Source organism: Vibrio sp. LQ2 (assembly GCF_023920125.1).
GTDB classification, from domain to species: Bacteria; Pseudomonadota; Gammaproteobacteria; order Enterobacterales; family Vibrionaceae; genus Vibrio; species Vibrio fluvialis.
On sequence record NZ_CP085308.1, the window covers coordinates 1 to 16,775 of the forward strand.

The window sequence follows — 16,775 nt, forward strand, 5'->3', positions numbered from 1 at the left end:
ATGGCAGGTCTACCTGGATTCGAACCAGGGAATGGCGGCATCAAAAGCCGCTGCCTTACCGCTTGGCGATAGACCTACAAATATACTGAATTTGGTGCGGAGGGAGGGACTTGAACCCTCACGTCCTAACGGACACTAGCACCTGAAGCTAGCGCGTCTACCAATTCCGCCACCACCGCAAATTCAGTATGTGTCTGATAACCTCAGACAAGGTGTAATATGGCAGGTCTACCTGGATTCGAACCAGGGAATGGCGGCATCAAAAGCCGCTGCCTTACCGCTTGGCGATAGACCTACAGCGATAACTTTCGTTATCTGAATATGGTGCGGAAGAAGAGACTTGAACTCTTACACCTTGCGGCGCCAGAACCTAAATCTGGTGCGTCTACCAATTTCGCCACTTCCGCAGAAACAGTTTTTAGAATATCGGGATGATGGTGCGGAAGGAGAGACTTGAACTCTCACACCTTACGGCGCCAGAACCTAAATCTGGTGCGTCTACCAATTTCGCCACTTCCGCGTCCCGGCATTCAGAGTCGCAACTTAAGTTGTTAACTCGAAATAAATGGTGGCTACGACGGGATTCGAACCTGTGACCCCATCATTATGAGTGATGTGCTCTAACCAGCTGAGCTACGTAGCCATCTTTTCAGAGCGAGAAACTATAATACAATCTCGTCTGTAGTTCCAATAGTTTTTACATCGTATTGAAACTTAAAGAATTATGGCAGGTCTACCTGGATTCGAACCAGGGAATGGCGGCATCAAAAGCCGCTGCCTTACCGCTTGGCGATAGACCTACAAATATACTGAATTTGGTGCGGAGGGAGGGACTTGAACCCTCACGTCCTAACGGACACTAGCACCTGAAGCTAGCGCGTCTACCAATTCCGCCACCACCGCAAATTCAGTATGTGTCTGATAACCTCAGACAAGGTGTAATATGGCAGGTCTACCTGGATTCGAACCAGGGAATGGCGGCATCAAAAGCCGCTGCCTTACCGCTTGGCGATAGACCTACAGCGATAACTTTCGTTATCTTAATATGGTGCGGAAGGAGAGACTTGAACTCTCACACCTTGCGGCGCCAGAACCTAAATCTGGTGCGTCTACCAATTTCGCCACTTCCGCATTATTTCCTAAAGACTTTGTCATGTTGCCATGCGAAAAGTACTTAGGAAATGGTGGCTACGACGGGATTCGAACCTGTGACCCCATCATTATGAGTGATGTGCTCTAACCAGCTGAGCTACGTAGCCAACAAATTTGTCCTTGGCTTTAAGTTGCCTTATCGCTGAGAACGGAGCGCATTATGCGGATATGGTTCAGGAGCGTCAATAGTTTTTTTGAATAAATTCCCTGAAACTGACTGTTCGGGTTTTTTTTAAACAAAGAGGCGTGTTTGTGATCAAAAACTGCTACCAAAACAACAGATTCATTACCTTTATCTGTGCCTGATTTTTCAGATTTCTTCGCGCCAGAAACAACAAAAGCCAACCCTTTGGTTGGCTTTTGAGCAATCGTATTTTCGGGCGCTTATACGTTGAAACGGAAGTGGATTACGTCGCCATCTTTTACGATGTAATCTTTACCTTCAAGACGCCATTTACCGGCTTCTTTCGCGCCACTTTCACCGTTGAACTGAATGTAATCGTCATAGCCGATCACTTCGGCACGGATAAAGCCGCGTTCGAAGTCTGTGTGGATCTTACCTGCAGACTGAGGAGCGGTGGCGCCGATAGGAATGGTCCAAGCGCGCACTTCTTTTACACCCGCGGTGAAGTAAGTTTGCAGGTTAAGCAAATCGTAACCTGAGCGGATCACGCGGTTCAGGCCTGGTTCTTCGATACCCAGATCAGCCAGGAACTCATCGCGCTCGTCCTCTTCAAGTTCAGACAGCTCAGATTCAATCGCCGCACATACTGGAACAACCACATTGTTCTCTTGGGCTGCGAACTCACGCACCGCATCCAGATATGGGTTGTCTTCAAAACCATCTTCTGCCACGTTTGCAATGTACATCGTTGGCTTCAGGGTCAGGAAGTTCAAGTAACCAACGGCTGCCAGCTCTTCTTTAGACAGCGCAACGGTACGTGCAGAACCACCTTCAGTCAGAACTGGCAGCAGTTTTTCTAGCACGGTCAGTTCGAATTTCGCGTCTTTGTCGCCACCTTTTGCACGCTTGGCTTGACGCTGAATGGCGCGTTCACAGCTGTCAAGGTCAGCCATTGCCAGTTCCAGGTTGATCACTTCGATGTCTTCGATAGGAGATACTTTACCTGCTACGTGCACGATGTTTTCGTTTTCAAAACAGCGTACAACGTGACCAATCGCGTCAGTTTCGCGAATGTTTGCCAGGAATTTGTTACCCAAGCCTTCACCTTTTGACGCGCCGGCTACCAGGCCTGCGATGTCTACGAATTCCATGGTGGTTGGCAGAACACGTTCAGGATTTACGATTTTTGCCAGCGCATCCAGACGCAGATCCGGTACTGGTACCACACCAGTGTTTGGTTCGATAGTACAAAACGGGAAGTTTGCCGCTTCGATACCTGCTTTAGTGAGTGCATTAAAAAGTGTTGATTTACCAACGTTTGGAAGACCAACGATGCCACATTTAAAACCCATGACTGTAACCTTATTCAGCTTTGAACGTGTGTAAGCGGTTTTGCGCTTTGGTGAGGCCATCTTTAATTAAAATGTCGAGGCAGCGAACGGATTCATCCACCACGGCATCCAGACACTCCTGCTCTTTGGCGGGAGCTTTGCCTAACACATAGCCTGCTACTTTATCTTTGTGTCCCGGATGGCCAATGCCAATCCGCAGACGGTAAAATTCTTTGTTGTTGCCCAGTTTGCTAATGGTGTCTTTCAACCCATTGTGACCACCATGGCCGCCACCTTTTTTAAACTTAGCAACGCCCGGAGGCAGATCCAGCTCATCATGAGCGACCATAATCTCTTCGGGGTTGATCTGATAAAACTTTGCCAGGGCGGCAATGGCTTTACCGGATAAATTCATAAACGTAGTGGGGATCAGCAAACGCAGATCTTCGCCGTTGACCATAATACGACCGGTTAAACCAAAGAACTTCGGCTCATTTTTCAGCACCACGTTGTGAATGCGAGCCAGTTCTTCCACGACCCATGCGCCGGCATTGTGTCGTGTATTGGCGTATTCCGGCCCCGGATTGGCCAGACCGACAAGTAATTTAATTGGTTGACTCAAGGCTAGGATCCCTTCGGAAACGAAAAAGCGCGGTATGATAGCACAGAAAAGACGCGCGGGGCGATACTCTGCTTTTTCTCATGCGCTGAGAAATAAAAAGCGCCTCATCCGAAGATGAAGCGCCCAATTCAGAAGAGGAAATCTGAGCGAAGCTTATTAGTTAAACATCGCTGAGATAGATTCTTCGTTGCTGATACGACGAATCGCTTCAGCCAGCATGGTAGACAGAGTCAGTTGAGTTACTTTGCCTGTTGCTGCCATCTCTTTTGACAGAGTGATAGAGTCAGTCACGATCACTTGGTCAAGCACAGAGTTTTTGATGTTTTTCGCAGCGTTGCCTGAGAATACCGCGTGAGTTGCGTAAGCAAAGACACGTTTTGCTCCACGCTCTTTCAGTGCTTCAGCCGCTTTACACAGCGTACCACCAGTGTCGATCATGTCGTCAACGATCACACAGTCGCGACCTTCAACATCACCGATCAGGTTCATCACTTCAGACACGTTAGCACGTGGACGACGTTTGTCGACGATAGCGATGTCGATGTCACCCAGCGCTTTTGCCGTTGCACGTGCACGAACAACACCACCCAGATCCGGAGAAACCACCACTGGATCTTCCAGGCTGCGTGCTTTCATGTCTTCCAGCAGAACTGGAGTACCGAAAATGTTATCTACTGGTACGTCGAAGAAGCCTTGGATTTGCTCTGCGTGCAGGTCGATAGTGAGAACGCGGTCAACGCCGACGTTAGAAAGGAAATCTGCAACAACTTTTGCAGTAATTGGCACACGGGCTGAACGCACACGGCGATCTTGACGAGCATAACCAAAGTAAGGGATTACAGCAGTAATACGGCCTGCTGAAGCACGGCGCATTGCATCAATCATTACCACCAACTCCATCAGGTTGTCGTTGGTTGGTGCACAAGTTGATTGAATAATGAATACATCGCTACCACGAACATTTTCATTGATTTGTACTGCGACTTCGCCGTCAGAGAAACGGGAAACAGTCGCATCACCAAGAGAAATGTAGAGACGTTCAGCAATACGTTGGGCTAGTTCGGGTGTGGCGTTACCAGCAAATAGCTTCATATCAGGCACGGTGGAAACCTCAGGGTTGCGTCCAGTTTTTAAATAGATTGGGTGTGGGCCGATTGGTAATCAGCCAGCGTCTCTTTCAGCGGTGAAACATTGCGCCCAAGGGCAATAAACGCAGAGACGTTGTCAGGGAGTTCGGCAAGGACAGCTTCCGCTTCTTTCTTGCTCAAAAATTCAGCAAAAACGCAAGATCCCGTCCCGGTCAATCTTGACGGCGCGTATTGTAGCAGCCATGAAAGTTGCTTATCAACCTCTGGGTAAAGCATTCGGACAATTTTTTCGCAATCGTTTTCGTAACAAGTGTCAAGAAGCGTTGCCAGATCTCGCTTCACTGTGTTTCTTGTCAGTTGTGGATGGGTGAAGATATCTTTGGTCGCGATCGAAACGTCCGGACGCACGACTAAGTACCATTTCTCCTGCACTTCAACAGGAGAGAGTTGTTCACCGACGCCTTGAGCAAACGCGGCAAAACCACGCACAAACACGGGAACGTCTGCGCCAAGCGCGAGACCGATTTGTGCCAGTTCATCATCACTCAGGTGGGTTTGCCACAAGAAGTTGAGCGCAACCAGCACCGTGGCAGCATTGGATGAACCGCCGCCAATACCCCCGCCCATCGGCAGCACTTTATTGAGTTCAATCTTTGCACCGAAAGAACAACGGCTGGCGCGTTGCAGCGCGGTGGCGGCTTTCCAGATTAAATTCTCCTCGGTTTTTACGCCCGGCAGTTCCGGTGTCAGTTCGATTTCACCACTGGTGTTGGCCGTGATCGTCAGCGTATCGCCATGATTGAGAAACTGAAACAGGGTTTGCAGCTCGTGGTAACCATCGGTGCGGCGGCCAGTGATGTAGAGGAAAAGATTGAGCTTGGCTGGCGAAGGCCAGCTGGTCGGCGTATTAAGTATCGGGCCTGAAATCATGGCGTCAGTGTCCATTTTGAGATCACGAGGTTAATTGAAGTCTGGTTTTGAGTCAGTTTGAGCTTGTCCGGCAATGGCAGGTTAGATTGCTGCCACGGGTATTCACGATAGCGGGCGTAATCAACATGCCAACTGTAGCTGCCAGCGTGTTTATCTAACGTTGCCAGCGTATTGTTGGCATTCAAGGCGTAGTTGTCAGCCTGAGACGGCAGACCGAGGATCCAGTCCTGCAGCAGATCAACCGGAATATCAAGCCCGGTCAGCTGGCGTACCAGAAGCTGAGCGCTTGGAGCGGTGAATACTTGCTCATCATAGGTTTCCACTCGCGCGCCCTGCGGTGAAATGGTCAGATTGAGTACTGTCTGGCCAAGGAAATTGGTCAGGCGCAGCTGGCTGTTTTCGGCTGATTTTTGCCACTGGAAATTGAGGGACTGGCGCTGCTCCGGGGAGATATAACCGAGTTTGCCGACCAATTTAAACTGCGCAATGCTGGTCAGGCGCGCCTGGTGGGATTGCCACTTCACATCGGCGATGGGTTCCGGCACGCTGCTACAGCCAAATAGGGTCATCAGCAGCGCAACGATCAGGTAAATACGTGGCTTAAGCGTCATAAAATGCTCGTTATTTATCCAGTCAAAACGGTGAAACGGTCTTCACTATATCATTGATATCACGAACTCGGGAAAACAAATCCCGTTGACCCTTTCAATAAACAGGGTCATCAAGTAAAATTCTGCGCCTAGTCCATTTCTTACCAGAGAACCCTCGATAGATGTCCTTGCTTGCTATTGGAATCAATCACAATACGGCTTCGGTTGAATTGCGAGAAAAAGTTGCTTTTGGCCCAGACAAGTTGTCTGAAGCTCTGGGGCAGCTGTCTGACAGTTCATTCGTCAACGGGAGCGTGATCCTGTCGACGTGTAACCGGACCGAGATCTACTGTGATGTGAAATCTTCGTGCAAGAACAAAGTGATCGAATGGTTGTCTCAGTTTCATCAGGTCAGTGCCGAAGATCTTAAACCCAGCCTTTATGTACATGAAGAGCAGGCGGCCATTCGCCACCTGATGCGTGTGTCGTGCGGCCTGGATTCTCTGGTGCTGGGCGAACCGCAGATTCTGGGCCAGGTCAAACAGGCGTATGCTGACTCGCGGGAAAGCCGTGCCGTTGACTCCTCAATGGAAAAGTTATTCCAAAAAGCGTTTTCTGTTGCCAAACGTGTCCGTACTGAAACGGAGATTGGTGGCAGCGCAGTGTCGGTGGCCTATGCCGCCTGCACACTGGCAAAACACATTTTCGAATCACTTTCCGATGCCACTGTCATGCTGGTTGGTGCCGGAGAAACCATCGAATTGGTGGCCAAACATCTGGCAGGGCACAACTGCAAACGCATGATCGTGGCTAACCGCACTCGTGAGCGGGCCATGAATCTCGCGCAGCAGTTTGATGCGGAAGTGATTGCCCTCAACGAAATTCCCGACTATCTGGCATACGCCGATATTGTGATCAGTTCAACCGCCAGTCCGCTGCCGATCATCGGCAAAGGTATGGTGGAAACCGCCCTTAAAGCGCGTCGTTACCAGCCTATGTTGCTGGTCGATATTGCCGTACCGCGTGATATCGAATCCCAGGTCGGTGATTTGAACGATGCTTATCTCTATTCGGTGGATGATTTGCAGTCTATCGTCGATAGTAATATTGAGCAGCGTAAGGTCGAAGCAATTCAGGCCGAAGCGATTGTCAGCGAAGAGAGCGCGGCATTCATGACCTGGATGCGTTCGCTGCAAGCGGTCGACAGTATTCGTGACTACCGTAAAGCGGCCAATGAAATCCGTGAAGATTTGCTGAGTAAGAGCTTACAAGCGTTAGCGGCAGGCGGCGATGCGGAAAAGCTGCTGATTGAACTGAGCAACAAACTGACCAACAAACTGATCCACACCCCGACGCGCGCGCTGCAAACCGCCGCGGAGCAGGGCGAGCCAGCTAAACTGGCCATTATCAGACAAAGTCTGGGTCTTGATGACCCACAATAAACATCTACTCCTTATTCGTTTAAAGAAGAAACTATGAAAGCGTCGATTTTAGTAAAGCTTGAATCCCTGGTTGAGCGTTATGAAGAGGTTCAACATCTGCTGGGCGATCCAGCGGTTATCGGTGATCAGGACAAGTTCCGTGCTCTGTCAAAAGAGTACTCACAGCTTGAGGAGATCACTCACTGTTTTCAGGCTTACCAGCAAGCGCAGGAAGATCTGATTGCAGCTGAAGAGATGGCCAAAGAAGACGACGCAGAAATGCGCGAAATGGCGCAAGAAGAAATCAAACTGGCTAAAGCCGCGATTGAGCGCTTGAGCGATGAGCTGCAAATTCTGCTGCTGCCCAAAGATCCGAACGATGACCGCAACTGTTTCCTCGAAATCCGCGCTGGTGCGGGCGGCGATGAAGCGGGCATCTTCGCTGGTGACCTGTTCCGTATGTACAGCCGTTTTGCAGAAAAACGCGGTTGGCGCATCGAAGTGATGTCGTCGAACGAAGCGGAACACGGCGGCTATAAAGAGATGATCGCAAAAGTGAACGGCGATGGCGCGTACGGTATTTTGAAATTTGAATCCGGTGGTCACCGTGTGCAACGTGTTCCTGCGACGGAATCTCAAGGCCGCGTACACACTTCAGCGTGTACTGTTGCAGTGATGGCAGAAGTGCCAGAAGCCGAAATTCCGGAAATCCGTACAGCGGACCTGAAAATTGACACATTCCGCTCTTCAGGTGCGGGTGGTCAGCACGTTAACACTACCGATTCTGCGATTCGTATTACCCACTTACCAACTGGTATTGTCGTTGAGTGTCAGGACGAACGTTCACAGCACAAAAACAAAGCCAAGGCGATGTCGGTACTGGCAGCGCGTATTGCTCAGGCGGAAGAGGTGAAGCGTGCAGCGGAAATTTCTGATACTCGTCGTAACCTGTTGGGTTCGGGCGATCGCAGTGACCGCATTCGTACTTACAACTACCCGCAAGGCCGCGTGTCTGATCACCGCATCAACCTGACGGTTTACCGTTTGAGCGAAGTGATGGAAGGCGATCTGCAATCGTTGGTGGATCCTGTCATTCAAGAGCACCAGGCTGACCTGTTGGCCGCTCTGGCTGAGCAAAACTGATCGATGTCTTTGACCATAGAAGCCGCCCTTAAGGCGGCGACTTTGCAATTGACGCAAAGCGGCAGCGACTCGCCGTCATTGGATGCCGCGGTGCTGCTTTGCCACGCACTGGATAAACCCCGCTCCTATTTGCTCACCTGGCCAGACAAAGTACTCGACGCGCCAATTCAGGCGATGTTTGATGCTTTGCTGCAGCGCCGGATCACCGGTGAGCCGGTTGCCTACATTATCGGTGAGCGTGAATTCTGGTCGCTGCCGCTGAAAGTGTCGCCGTCTACCCTGATCCCTCGTCCTGACACTGAACGTTTGGTGGAAGTGGCGCTGGAAAAAGCGCAGACACTTGAAGGCGATATTCTCGATTTAGGCACTGGCACGGGCGCGATTGCGTTGGCGCTGGCGTCAGAGTTGCCTCACCGCCGCGTGGTGGGCATCGACCTGCGTGATGAAGCGCAGCAACTGGCTACTGACAATGCTAACCGTTTGCACATAACCAACGTCACGTTTTTGCAGGGCAGTTGGTTTGAACCCTTATCACGCGGTACAAAGTTTGCTTTGATAGTCTCCAACCCGCCTTATATCGAAGAAAACGATCCGCATCTGGTGCAGGGCGATGTTCGCTTTGAGCCGAAAACTGCGCTGGTTGCGGCTGACAACGGTTTAGCCGACATCAAACACATCAGCGACGCTGGCCGAGATTACTTACAAAACGGCGGCTGGCTGGCGTTTGAGCATGGCTACGATCAAGGTGCCAGCGTGAGAACCATCATGCAGGCACTGGGCTATCAGCAGGTGGTCACCGAGCAGGATTATGCCGGTAACGATCGCGTTACGCTGGGCCAATATAACTACTAACGAGGAAGACAATGTACGAAGGATTAAAAAATTTTCATTTGCTGACGATCGGCCTGAGCGCTCTGCTGCTGTCGGTACGTTACGTTCTGATGATGATGGACTCAGAATTACGCCAACATAAATTCCTGAAAGTGTTTCCTCATATTGTGGACACCTTCCTGCTGCTATCCGGTATCGGCCTGATCTTTGTGACGGGTTTTGTGCCGTTTACCGCTGCTGCGCCATGGATGACGGACAAACTGACCAGCGTACTGGCTTACATCGCACTGGGCTTCTTTGCGCTGAAACTGGGTCGCAACAAACTGCTGCGCACGTTTGCCTTCTTTGGTGCGCTGGGCTGGCTGGCGATTGCCGGCAAGATTGCCGTAACGAAAGTACCGATGTTCTTTGGCTAAGCGGATAGCCTGTTTTAATGAAATTCACAGATAGAGTTGTGTGATGCTGGATTTGTTTGATGAAGATTTTGATGCGATGGAGCTGGTGGATGGTGCTCTTGCGCTGAATAAGGCCATCAATCCTGATACCCGGGTCGACTGGGCACGCATCGAGCTGAAACGATTACTGGATGACGCGGAGCTGACTCTGGTTAACGAACGTGACGAGAAGCAGCGTTTTGAATCGTTTCTGCGCCTGTTCTATTTTGAGTGGGGGTTTAGTGGTGACCGCGAAGCGTACTACGAATCCCACAATGCGTTTATTGATAAAGTACTGGAGCGTCGAAAAGGCATTCCGGTCAGCCTGGGCGCGCTGCTGCTCTATTTCGGTCGCCAACTGGGCTTTCCGCTGCAAGGTATTACCTTTCCGACTCAGTTCCTGCTGGAGCTAAGCTGGCCGGGCGAAACGCCGCTTTACATTAACCCGTTTTCCGGGGAGTACGTTTCCCGCCATACTTTGCAGGCGTGGTTGATTGGCCACAAAGGGCCGCTGACCAAACTCAAAGCGGAGCATTTGAAGCCCGCCGATCACCCGACCATTATTGGTCGTTGGCTTGCGCTGGTGAAAAGTGCCCTGCTGCGCGAAGAGCGCTATACTCTGGCACTGAGATGTACCGATCTGGCACTGACGTTTGTTCCGGATGACCCGTACGAAATTCGCGACCGTGGCTTTATCTACCAGCAACTGGAGTGCCACCAGATCGCGCTGACGGATTATCAGTATTTTATTGATCAGTGCCCGGACGATCCGGCAGCAAAATTATTGAAAACTCAACTCAATGCACTCAGTCACAATCATGTGACCTTGCATTAATCACAACGAAGAGAAAAGAGAATGGAACAGAAAATTGTTCACGTCGGTGATATTCCGGTAGCCAACGACAAGCCGTTTACCCTGTTTGCAGGCATGAACGTGCTGGAATCCCGCGATATGGCGATGCGTATTTGTGAGCACTACGTTCAGGTGACGGACAAATTGGGCATTCCTTATGTATTCAAAGCTTCGTTTGATAAAGCGAACCGCAGTTCGGTGCACTCTTACCGTGGTCCAGGTCTGGAAGAAGGCATGAAAATCTTTCAGGAACTGAAAGATACCTTCGGCGTAAAAATCATCACTGACGTACACACCGAAGCACAGGCCCAACCGGTTGCGGACGTGGTGGACGTGATTCAGCTGCCAGCTTTTCTGGCGCGTCAAACGGATCTGGTGGAAGCAATGGCGAAAACCGGCGCGGTGATCAACGTGAAGAAACCTCAGTTTATGAGCCCGGGTCAGGTTGGCAACATCGTGGAAAAATTCGCAGAGTGTGGCAACGAGAAAGTGATTCTGTGTGAACGCGGTTCTTGCCACGGCTATGACAACCTGGTTGTCGATATGCTGGGTTTTGGCGTGATGAAAAAAGCGTCCAACGGCAGCCCAATTATTTTTGACGTGACGCACTCACTGCAAATGCGTGACCCATCGGGCGCAGCTTCAGGCGGTCGCCGTGAGCAAACTGTTGAACTGGCGAAAGCGGGCCTGGCAACGGGTATTGCGGGTCTGTTTATTGAAGCGCATCCAAATCCGGATCAGGCGAAATGTGACGGTCCGTCAGCGCTGCCACTCGATAAACTGGAGCCATTCCTGGCACAGATGAAAGCGCTGGACGATCTGGTGAAAAGCTTCGCGCCAATCGACATTCGCTAACGGAATGAAAAAAACCGCCTTCGGGCGGTTTTTTTGTGCCTGTTATTCGGCTTGTTGAGTAAACGCTTGCGTGCTCGTTTTTGCCGCTTGTGCGCAGACAATTGGCGAAAATTCCTTCATCTTCACATTGCCAGCCACTTTTTGTCGATAATCTAACGCATTAAGTGTGGCTGTTTATAGTGATGAGTTTCACATAGTTATGAAACCAAGCTGTCACATCATCAAGCTTACTTTAAATTAGTTCATGTTTTATCAGTCGGTTGGCGCTGGGTGTACGCTCCAAGTGCACGCCAGCTGACTACAATTTGAACAGAAAAGCAGTGGACCCCCATCAGTTGAAAGGTATGACAATGAAACAAGGCTTACTCCTGAAATCCGTGTTAAGTGCAGCGATTATTGCATCGCTGGCTGGTTGTGCTTCGCAGCCAGCGCATGAATGGCAACAAGACAAAACGTACAAATTGACCATTCTGCATACCAATGACCATCATGGACGCTTCTGGCAAAATAACTACGGTGAATACGGCATGGCTGCGCGTAAGACCCTGATTGACCAGATTCGTGCCGATGTTGAAGCGCAAGGCGGCAGTGTGTTGCTGCTGTCGGGCGGTGACATCAATACTGGTGTACCAGAATCTGACCTGCAGGATGCAGAGCCTGATTTTAAAGGTATGAGCCAGATTGGTTACGACGCGATGGCGATCGGTAACCATGAATTCGATAACCCGCTTGAAGTCCTGTTTAAGCAGGAAGAGTGGGCAAACTTCCCTATGCTGTCGGCTAACACTTACGACAAGGCAACGGGCAAACGCCTGTTCCAGCCTTATCACATTTTCGACAAGCAGGGCATCAAGATTGCGGTTATCGGTCTGACGACGGAAGACACCGCTAAGATTGGCAACCCGGAATACATCGGTGGCATCGATTTCCGCGATCCAAAAGCGGAAGCGAAAAAAGTGATCGAAGAGCTTAAAGATAACGAGCATCCGGATCTGATCATCGCGGTAACGCACATGGGCCACTACCAAAATGGCGAACACGGCATCAATGCGCCGGGCGACGTAGCACTGGCGCGCTTCCTGCCTGCGGGTGAACTGGATATGATCGTTGGCGGTCACTCGCAAGAGCCGGTCTGTATGGAAGGCCCGAACCTGGTGAAGAAAAACTTCGTTCCGGGTGACGAGTGTAAACCGGACATTCAAAACGGGACTTACATCGTTCAGGCATACGAGTGGGGTAAATACGTGGGCCGTGCCGATTACGAATTCCGTAACGGTGAACTGAATATGGTGAGTTACAACCTGATCCCGGTTAACCTGAAGAAAAAAGTGAAGGTCAACGGTGAAAGCAAGCGCGTATTTGCAACGTCTGAAATCAAAGAAGACCAAGCGATGCTCGAGTTCCTGCGCCCATATCAGGAAAAAGGTTCGGCTCAGCTGAATGTCAAGATTGCAGAAACCAACGGTAAGCTGGAAGGCGACCGCGATGTGGTGCGTTTCCAACAAACCAACCTGGGCCGAATGATCGCGATGGCGCACATGCAACGCGCTAAAGCGGATTTTGCCATCATGAACTCAGGCGGCGTGCGTGATTCCATTCCTGCTGGTGATGTAACCTACAAAGACGTGTTGAAAGTACAGCCATTTGGCAACATCGTGAGCTATGTGGACATGACGGGCCAGGAAGTGATGGACTACCTTAACGTGGTGGCAACCAAGCCAGTGGACTCTGGTGCCTACGCACAATTTGCTGGCATCACAATGACGGTAGCGGAAGGCAAAGTGTCGAATGTGTTCATCGGTGGCAAACAGCTGCGTCTGGATGAGAACTATCGCTTCACTGTGCCAAGCTTCAACGCTGCGGGCGGTGACGGTTATCCGAAAATCACGGATCACCCGGGTTTTGTGAACACAGGTTTCGTGGACGCGGAAGTGCTGAAAGATTACCTGGAAGCGAACAGCCCGGTAGATGTTAACCGCTTCGCACCAGCAGGCGAGATTGTTTATAAGTAACGAAAACGTTTTGCTATCAGGAAAGCGTTGACTCAACTCGTTGAATCCCTTTAACTAACAGGCGATGTGCTTTGGCGCATCGCCTGTTTTTTTATCTCATTGGTACGAATCACTATAGGCCCGGATGGGCTTATCCTGATTGGTATAAAGGACCGATTCACCATGACTCCAGCGATTAATCTTGCGAAGAAAAAGAAAGTTTCTCACACCATTCACCAGTACGAGCACGATCCCAACCACAGCAGTTACGGTTTAGAAGCCGCACAGGCATTGGGACAGGATCCGAAAACAGTATTCAAAACACTGCTGTTTTGTCTCAATGGTGAGGAGAAGAATCTGGCTGTCGCGGTGATTCCGGTGGAGCAGAAACTGAATTTAAAACTCGCGGCCAAAGCGGCAAAAGCGAAAAAGGCCGATATGGCGAATCCGGACATTGCTCAGAAGACAACGGGTTATGTGGTGGGAGGCATCAGCCCTCTCGGACAAAAGAAAGCGTTGCCGACCTTCATTCACATCAGCGCAGAGGCCCTGCCAACCATGTGTGTCAGCGCCGGTAAACGTGGGCTGGAAATTGAGCTAGCGCCTAAGGATTTGGCCTCATTGACCCGCGCACAGTTTGTCGACCTGTGTCAGGACGCTTAAGCGTGTGACATAAAAAAACGGCCTCAGATGAGGCCGTTCTTATATTCAGGAAGCGATCAGTTCTGACCTTCTTCCATTTGTGCATTATCAACAATGTGGTTTTCGCCCAAGTCATGTGGCAGAACCAGGTTCAGGATAATCGCGATAATACCGCACAAGCTCACGCCTTGCAGACTGAACTCACCGATACCGAAAGCCATACCGCCGATACCAAACACCAGCGTCACCGCAACAATCACCAGGTTACGTGATTTGTGCAGATCCACGTGGTTTTTGATCAGCGTGTTCAGGCCCACTGTGGCAATAGAACCGAACAGCAGAATCATGATGCCGCCCATCACCGGAACCGGAATGGTTTGCAGCAGCGCGCCCAGTTTACCCACCAGCGCCAGAACAATGGCTGTCACGGCTGCCCAGGTCATGATGACTGGGTTGAAGGCTTTGGTCAGCATCACAGCGCCAGTGACTTCACTGTAGGTCGTGTTTGGTGGCGCGCCAAGGAAAGTGGCTGCCATCGTTGCCACTCCGTCACCCGCGATAGTGCGGTGCAGGCCAGGTTTCTTGATGTAGTCTTTGCCGGTGACGTTAGAGATAGCCAGCATATCGCCTACGTGTTCAACCGCCGGTGCAATCGCAACCGGGATCATGAACAGAATGGCGTTAATGTTAAATTCAGGGAAAGTAAAGTTTGGCAGTGCAAACCACGCGGCTTGTTGAACCGGCGCAAAGCTGACCACACCGAAGTACAGAGACAGTGCGTAACCCGCCGCGATACCACCACAAATTGGCAGCAGTTTGAAGAAACCTTTTGCAAACACGCTGATGACAATCGTCACCAGCAGCGATACGCATGAGATCCACAATGCCGCGTCACCGTTGACCAGTTGTACCGAGCCGTCGCCGGTTTTACCCAGTGCCATGTTGACCGCAGCAGGAGCCAGACCCAGACCGATCACCATGATCACCGGACCCACAACCACAGGTGGCAGCAACTTGTGGATGATCTCCACACCACGCACTTTAATCACCACACCCAGAATGATGTAGACCGCACCAGCTGCCATCAGGCCGCCCATGGTTGCAGCAATACCCCAAGCTTGGATACCGTACATAATAGGAGCGATGAAAGCGAAAGAAGAAGCAAGAAAGATTGGAACGGAGCGGCGAGTAATGATTTGGAAGAGGAGGGTGCCGATACCAGCACCGAAAAGTGCAACGTTAGGATCAAGACCGGTTAACAACGGTACAAGAACCAGAGCACCAAATGCGACAAATAGCATCTGTGCGCCTTGAATGGCATTTTTCATTGTATTTTCCCTGATACTGAACAAAATTCGCGGGATTCTATCACTTTTGCAATCGATTGCCATTTAAACTGGATCAAAATTTTGATTATTTTTAGTTTACTCCGGCGAAATACCATTGTGTAAATTGGGGAGTTTTTGACGCGATACTGGCGGCGTTTCCTTGCCCGAAGGGGGATAGTTGCTTATCATCAACCTTCACAATTGAGGACCTAGGAACACTATGCGCTACTTAGCTTTGTTGATGGTCGGGCTGATGAGTCTGCCCGCGTTTGCGCTGACGAAAGTCAATTTATATCAAACAGAAGTCGTGATTGATGAGCAGCAAGACAATGCGGATGCGGCTGCACGAATCAGCGGCATGCAGCAAGTTATCGTCCGCGCCACGGGCGATAAAGAGTCGGTCACCAACGGTGTCATTCAAAAAGCGCTGCGCCAGAATTCTCAGTATCTGAATCAAATCAGCTATGGCCAGCAAGGCGACGCCAAAACGATTCGTATGGGCTTTAGTGGTCCGCATATTCGTACCTTGCTGACTCAGGCACAGTTGCCATTCTGGCCGGAAAATCGTGCCAATCTGCTGGTGTGGCTGGTGGAAGAGTCCAATTACGATCGCAGCATCAGCTGGGAGCATGCGAATACATCGTTGCTCAATCAACTGAAAGCCAGCGCGCAGTTGCGTGGTCTGCCAATCACAGTTCCTGTCGGTGATTTTGATGATATCACCGGGGTGCAGGTGTCTGATCTCTGGGGCGGATTTTCCCAGCCAATCAGTTTGGCAAGTCAACGCTATCCGACCGACGCGGTGTTGGTGGTGCGTGCACAAGGCTCGAATCTGCGCTGGACACTCTACGACCAAAATGCGGCCAACATGATTGCGGCACCAAAAAGCCCAATCAGCGGCCAGGCCTCTGGCGACAGCGCGGCCGCAGACATGGTGGATGAGCTGAGTGATTACTACGCGAAGAAAAATGCCGTATTGGTCAGCAGCGAATCCTCAGAAGCTGTGCTGGCATCATTTAAGCCAGTGAACGGTGCTATCTCTTTCTTCACGCTGGAAGAGAATCTGAAACGTCTGAGCTCAGTAGCGTCACTCGATATTCTGAAAATTCAGGGAAATAATGTGACGTTTAAAGTGCATCTGCTGACCAGCGAAAGTGAGTTTGAGCAGGAAGTACTGCGTATGGGACGAGTGGAAAAAGGCGAAGCGCCGATCGAACCGATGCCGGAACCTGAAGTGGCGCCATCTGATGCAGTTCCGGTGGTTGATGATGCGGCAGTGCCAGCCGGAGAGACTATTGAGCTGCCTGTTCAAAATGTGGAACCGGTATTAACTCCGGTTGAAGCCGCGACAGAAGTGCAGCCAGAAACCACGCCAGCAGAACCGACCATCCAGACGCTCTATTTTCAATGGCTGGGTTAACAAGTCGAACATAAAAAAAG

General features: G+C 50.7%; 15 protein-coding genes and 11 tRNA genes. 9 read left to right on the forward strand and 17 right to left on the reverse strand.

Annotation, left to right across the window (positions count from 1 at the left end; all coding sequences use genetic code 11):
* Position 1: 1 nt before the first annotated feature.
* The 16 genes from LGV68_RS00005 to lolB all read right to left on the reverse strand — a co-directional run bounded on the left by LGV68_RS00005 (position 2) and on the right by lolB (position 5,858).
* Positions 2-76 (reverse strand) — tRNA-Gln (locus LGV68_RS00005).
* A gap of 16 nt (positions 77-92) precedes the next feature.
* A tRNA-Leu gene (locus LGV68_RS00010) sits at positions 93-179 on the reverse strand.
* A gap of 41 nt (positions 180-220) precedes the next feature.
* Positions 221-295: transfer RNA gene (locus LGV68_RS00015), tRNA-Gln, on the reverse strand.
* Positions 296-322: 27 nt separating this feature from the next.
* Positions 323-407: transfer RNA gene (locus tag LGV68_RS00020), tRNA-Leu, on the reverse strand.
* Between the two features lie 28 nt (positions 408-435).
* A tRNA-Leu gene (locus LGV68_RS00025) sits at positions 436-520 on the reverse strand.
* A gap of 46 nt (positions 521-566) precedes the next feature.
* Positions 567-643 (reverse strand) — tRNA-Met (locus LGV68_RS00030).
* An 82-nt stretch (positions 644-725) separates the two neighbouring features.
* Positions 726-800 (reverse strand) — tRNA-Gln (locus LGV68_RS00035).
* 16 nt (positions 801-816) lie between these two features.
* Positions 817-903: transfer RNA gene (locus LGV68_RS00040), tRNA-Leu, on the reverse strand.
* Between the two features lie 41 nt (positions 904-944).
* A tRNA-Gln gene (locus tag LGV68_RS00045) sits at positions 945-1,019 on the reverse strand.
* 27 nt (positions 1,020-1,046) lie between these two features.
* A tRNA-Leu gene (locus tag LGV68_RS00050) sits at positions 1,047-1,131 on the reverse strand.
* Between the two features lie 51 nt (positions 1,132-1,182).
* A tRNA-Met gene (locus LGV68_RS00055) sits at positions 1,183-1,259 on the reverse strand.
* 277 nt (positions 1,260-1,536) lie between these two features.
* Positions 1,537-2,628, reverse strand: a complete 1,092-nt coding sequence (gene ychF / locus LGV68_RS00060) for a redox-regulated ATPase YchF (protein WP_020331739.1) — start codon at positions 2,626-2,628, stop codon at positions 1,537-1,539.
* Positions 2,629-2,638: 10 nt separating this feature from the next.
* Positions 2,639-3,229 carry an aminoacyl-tRNA hydrolase gene (gene pth, locus LGV68_RS00065; protein ID WP_020331740.1) on the reverse strand — a complete coding sequence of 197 codons (591 nt, stop codon included), beginning with the start codon at positions 3,227-3,229 and terminating at the stop codon, positions 2,639-2,641.
* A 156-nt stretch (positions 3,230-3,385) separates the two neighbouring features.
* Positions 3,386-4,330 (reverse strand): ribose-phosphate pyrophosphokinase, encoded by a 945-nt coding sequence (locus LGV68_RS00070; protein WP_020331741.1) that lies wholly within the window; start codon positions 4,328-4,330, stop codon positions 3,386-3,388.
* A gap of 29 nt (positions 4,331-4,359) precedes the next feature.
* Positions 4,360-5,232, reverse strand: coding sequence for a 4-(cytidine 5'-diphospho)-2-C-methyl-D-erythritol kinase (gene ispE / locus LGV68_RS00075; RefSeq protein ID WP_222803078.1), 873 nt, complete (start codon positions 5,230-5,232; stop codon positions 4,360-4,362).
* 11 nt (positions 5,233-5,243) lie between these two features.
* Positions 5,244-5,858, reverse strand: coding sequence for a lipoprotein insertase outer membrane protein LolB (gene lolB, locus LGV68_RS00080; RefSeq protein WP_020331743.1), 615 nt, complete (start codon positions 5,856-5,858; stop codon positions 5,244-5,246).
* Between the two features lie 161 nt (positions 5,859-6,019).
* On the opposite strand from lolB, the gene hemA reads away from it, so the two are divergent.
* The 8 genes from hemA to ybaK all read left to right on the forward strand — a co-directional run bounded on the left by hemA (position 6,020) and on the right by ybaK (position 14,028).
* Positions 6,020-7,279 (forward strand): glutamyl-tRNA reductase, encoded by a 1,260-nt coding sequence (gene hemA, locus LGV68_RS00085; protein ID WP_020331744.1) that lies wholly within the window; start codon positions 6,020-6,022, stop codon positions 7,277-7,279.
* 33 nt (positions 7,280-7,312) lie between these two features.
* A complete protein-coding gene (gene prfA, locus LGV68_RS00090; protein ID WP_252536018.1) occupies positions 7,313-8,401 on the forward strand; it encodes a peptide chain release factor 1 in 1,089 nt (362 codons plus the stop codon).
* 3 nt (positions 8,402-8,404) lie between these two features.
* Complete coding sequence (gene prmC, locus LGV68_RS00095) at positions 8,405-9,253, forward strand: peptide chain release factor N(5)-glutamine methyltransferase (RefSeq protein WP_038129519.1); 849 nt, start codon at positions 8,405-8,407, stop codon at positions 9,251-9,253.
* Positions 9,254-9,264: 11 nt separating this feature from the next.
* Complete coding sequence (locus LGV68_RS00100; protein ID WP_252536019.1) at positions 9,265-9,648, forward strand: SirB2 family protein; 384 nt, start codon at positions 9,265-9,267, stop codon at positions 9,646-9,648.
* Between the two features lie 43 nt (positions 9,649-9,691).
* A complete protein-coding gene (locus LGV68_RS00105; RefSeq protein WP_020331748.1) occupies positions 9,692-10,501 on the forward strand; it encodes a SirB1 family protein in 810 nt (269 codons plus the stop codon).
* A gap of 21 nt (positions 10,502-10,522) precedes the next feature.
* A complete protein-coding gene (gene kdsA, locus LGV68_RS00110) occupies positions 10,523-11,374 on the forward strand; it encodes a 3-deoxy-8-phosphooctulonate synthase (RefSeq protein WP_020430645.1) in 852 nt (283 codons plus the stop codon).
* Between the two features lie 350 nt (positions 11,375-11,724).
* Positions 11,725-13,386, forward strand: coding sequence for a bifunctional UDP-sugar hydrolase/5'-nucleotidase UshA (gene ushA / locus LGV68_RS00115; protein WP_252536020.1), 1,662 nt, complete (start codon positions 11,725-11,727; stop codon positions 13,384-13,386).
* Between the two features lie 162 nt (positions 13,387-13,548).
* Complete coding sequence (gene ybaK, locus LGV68_RS00120; RefSeq protein ID WP_024374803.1) at positions 13,549-14,028, forward strand: Cys-tRNA(Pro) deacylase; 480 nt, start codon at positions 13,549-13,551, stop codon at positions 14,026-14,028.
* Between the two features lie 56 nt (positions 14,029-14,084).
* On the opposite strand, the gene LGV68_RS00125 is transcribed toward ybaK, so the two are convergent.
* Entirely contained in the window at positions 14,085-15,335 is a 1,251-nt protein-coding gene (locus LGV68_RS00125; RefSeq protein WP_020331752.1) for a uracil-xanthine permease family protein, read from the reverse strand.
* Positions 15,336-15,555: 220 nt separating this feature from the next.
* On the opposite strand from LGV68_RS00125, the gene LGV68_RS00130 reads away from it, so the two are divergent.
* Positions 15,556-16,755: a DUF2066 domain-containing protein gene (locus LGV68_RS00130; protein ID WP_252536021.1), complete on the forward strand. Its 1,200-nt coding sequence runs from the start codon at positions 15,556-15,558 to the stop codon at positions 16,753-16,755.
* Positions 16,756-16,775 lie beyond the last annotated feature (20 nt).

What these genes read in the sequence shown, in the direction of transcription:
- ychF (WP_020331739.1), bottom strand. Translation starts at nt 2,628, where the DNA reads ATGGGTTTTAAATGTGGCATCGTTGGTCTTCCAAACGTTGGTAAATCA.
- lolB (WP_020331743.1), bottom strand. Translation starts at nt 5,858, where the DNA reads ATGACGCTTAAGCCACGTATTTACCTGATCGTTGCGCTGCTGATGACC.
- hemA (WP_020331744.1), top strand. Translation starts at nt 6,020, where the DNA reads ATGTCCTTGCTTGCTATTGGAATCAATCACAATACGGCTTCGGTTGAA.
- prfA (WP_252536018.1), top strand. Translation starts at nt 7,313, where the DNA reads ATGAAAGCGTCGATTTTAGTAAAGCTTGAATCCCTGGTTGAGCGTTAT.
- prmC (WP_038129519.1), top strand. Translation starts at nt 8,405, where the DNA reads ATGTCTTTGACCATAGAAGCCGCCCTTAAGGCGGCGACTTTGCAATTG.
- LGV68_RS00100 (WP_252536019.1), top strand. Translation starts at nt 9,265, where the DNA reads ATGTACGAAGGATTAAAAAATTTTCATTTGCTGACGATCGGCCTGAGC.
- LGV68_RS00105 (WP_020331748.1), top strand. Translation starts at nt 9,692, where the DNA reads ATGCTGGATTTGTTTGATGAAGATTTTGATGCGATGGAGCTGGTGGAT.
- kdsA (WP_020430645.1), top strand. Translation starts at nt 10,523, where the DNA reads ATGGAACAGAAAATTGTTCACGTCGGTGATATTCCGGTAGCCAACGAC.
- ushA (WP_252536020.1), top strand. Translation starts at nt 11,725, where the DNA reads ATGAAACAAGGCTTACTCCTGAAATCCGTGTTAAGTGCAGCGATTATT.
- ybaK (WP_024374803.1), top strand. Translation starts at nt 13,549, where the DNA reads ATGACTCCAGCGATTAATCTTGCGAAGAAAAAGAAAGTTTCTCACACC.
- LGV68_RS00125 (WP_020331752.1), bottom strand. Translation starts at nt 15,335, where the DNA reads ATGAAAAATGCCATTCAAGGCGCACAGATGCTATTTGTCGCATTTGGT.
- LGV68_RS00130 (WP_252536021.1), top strand. Translation starts at nt 15,556, where the DNA reads ATGCGCTACTTAGCTTTGTTGATGGTCGGGCTGATGAGTCTGCCCGCG.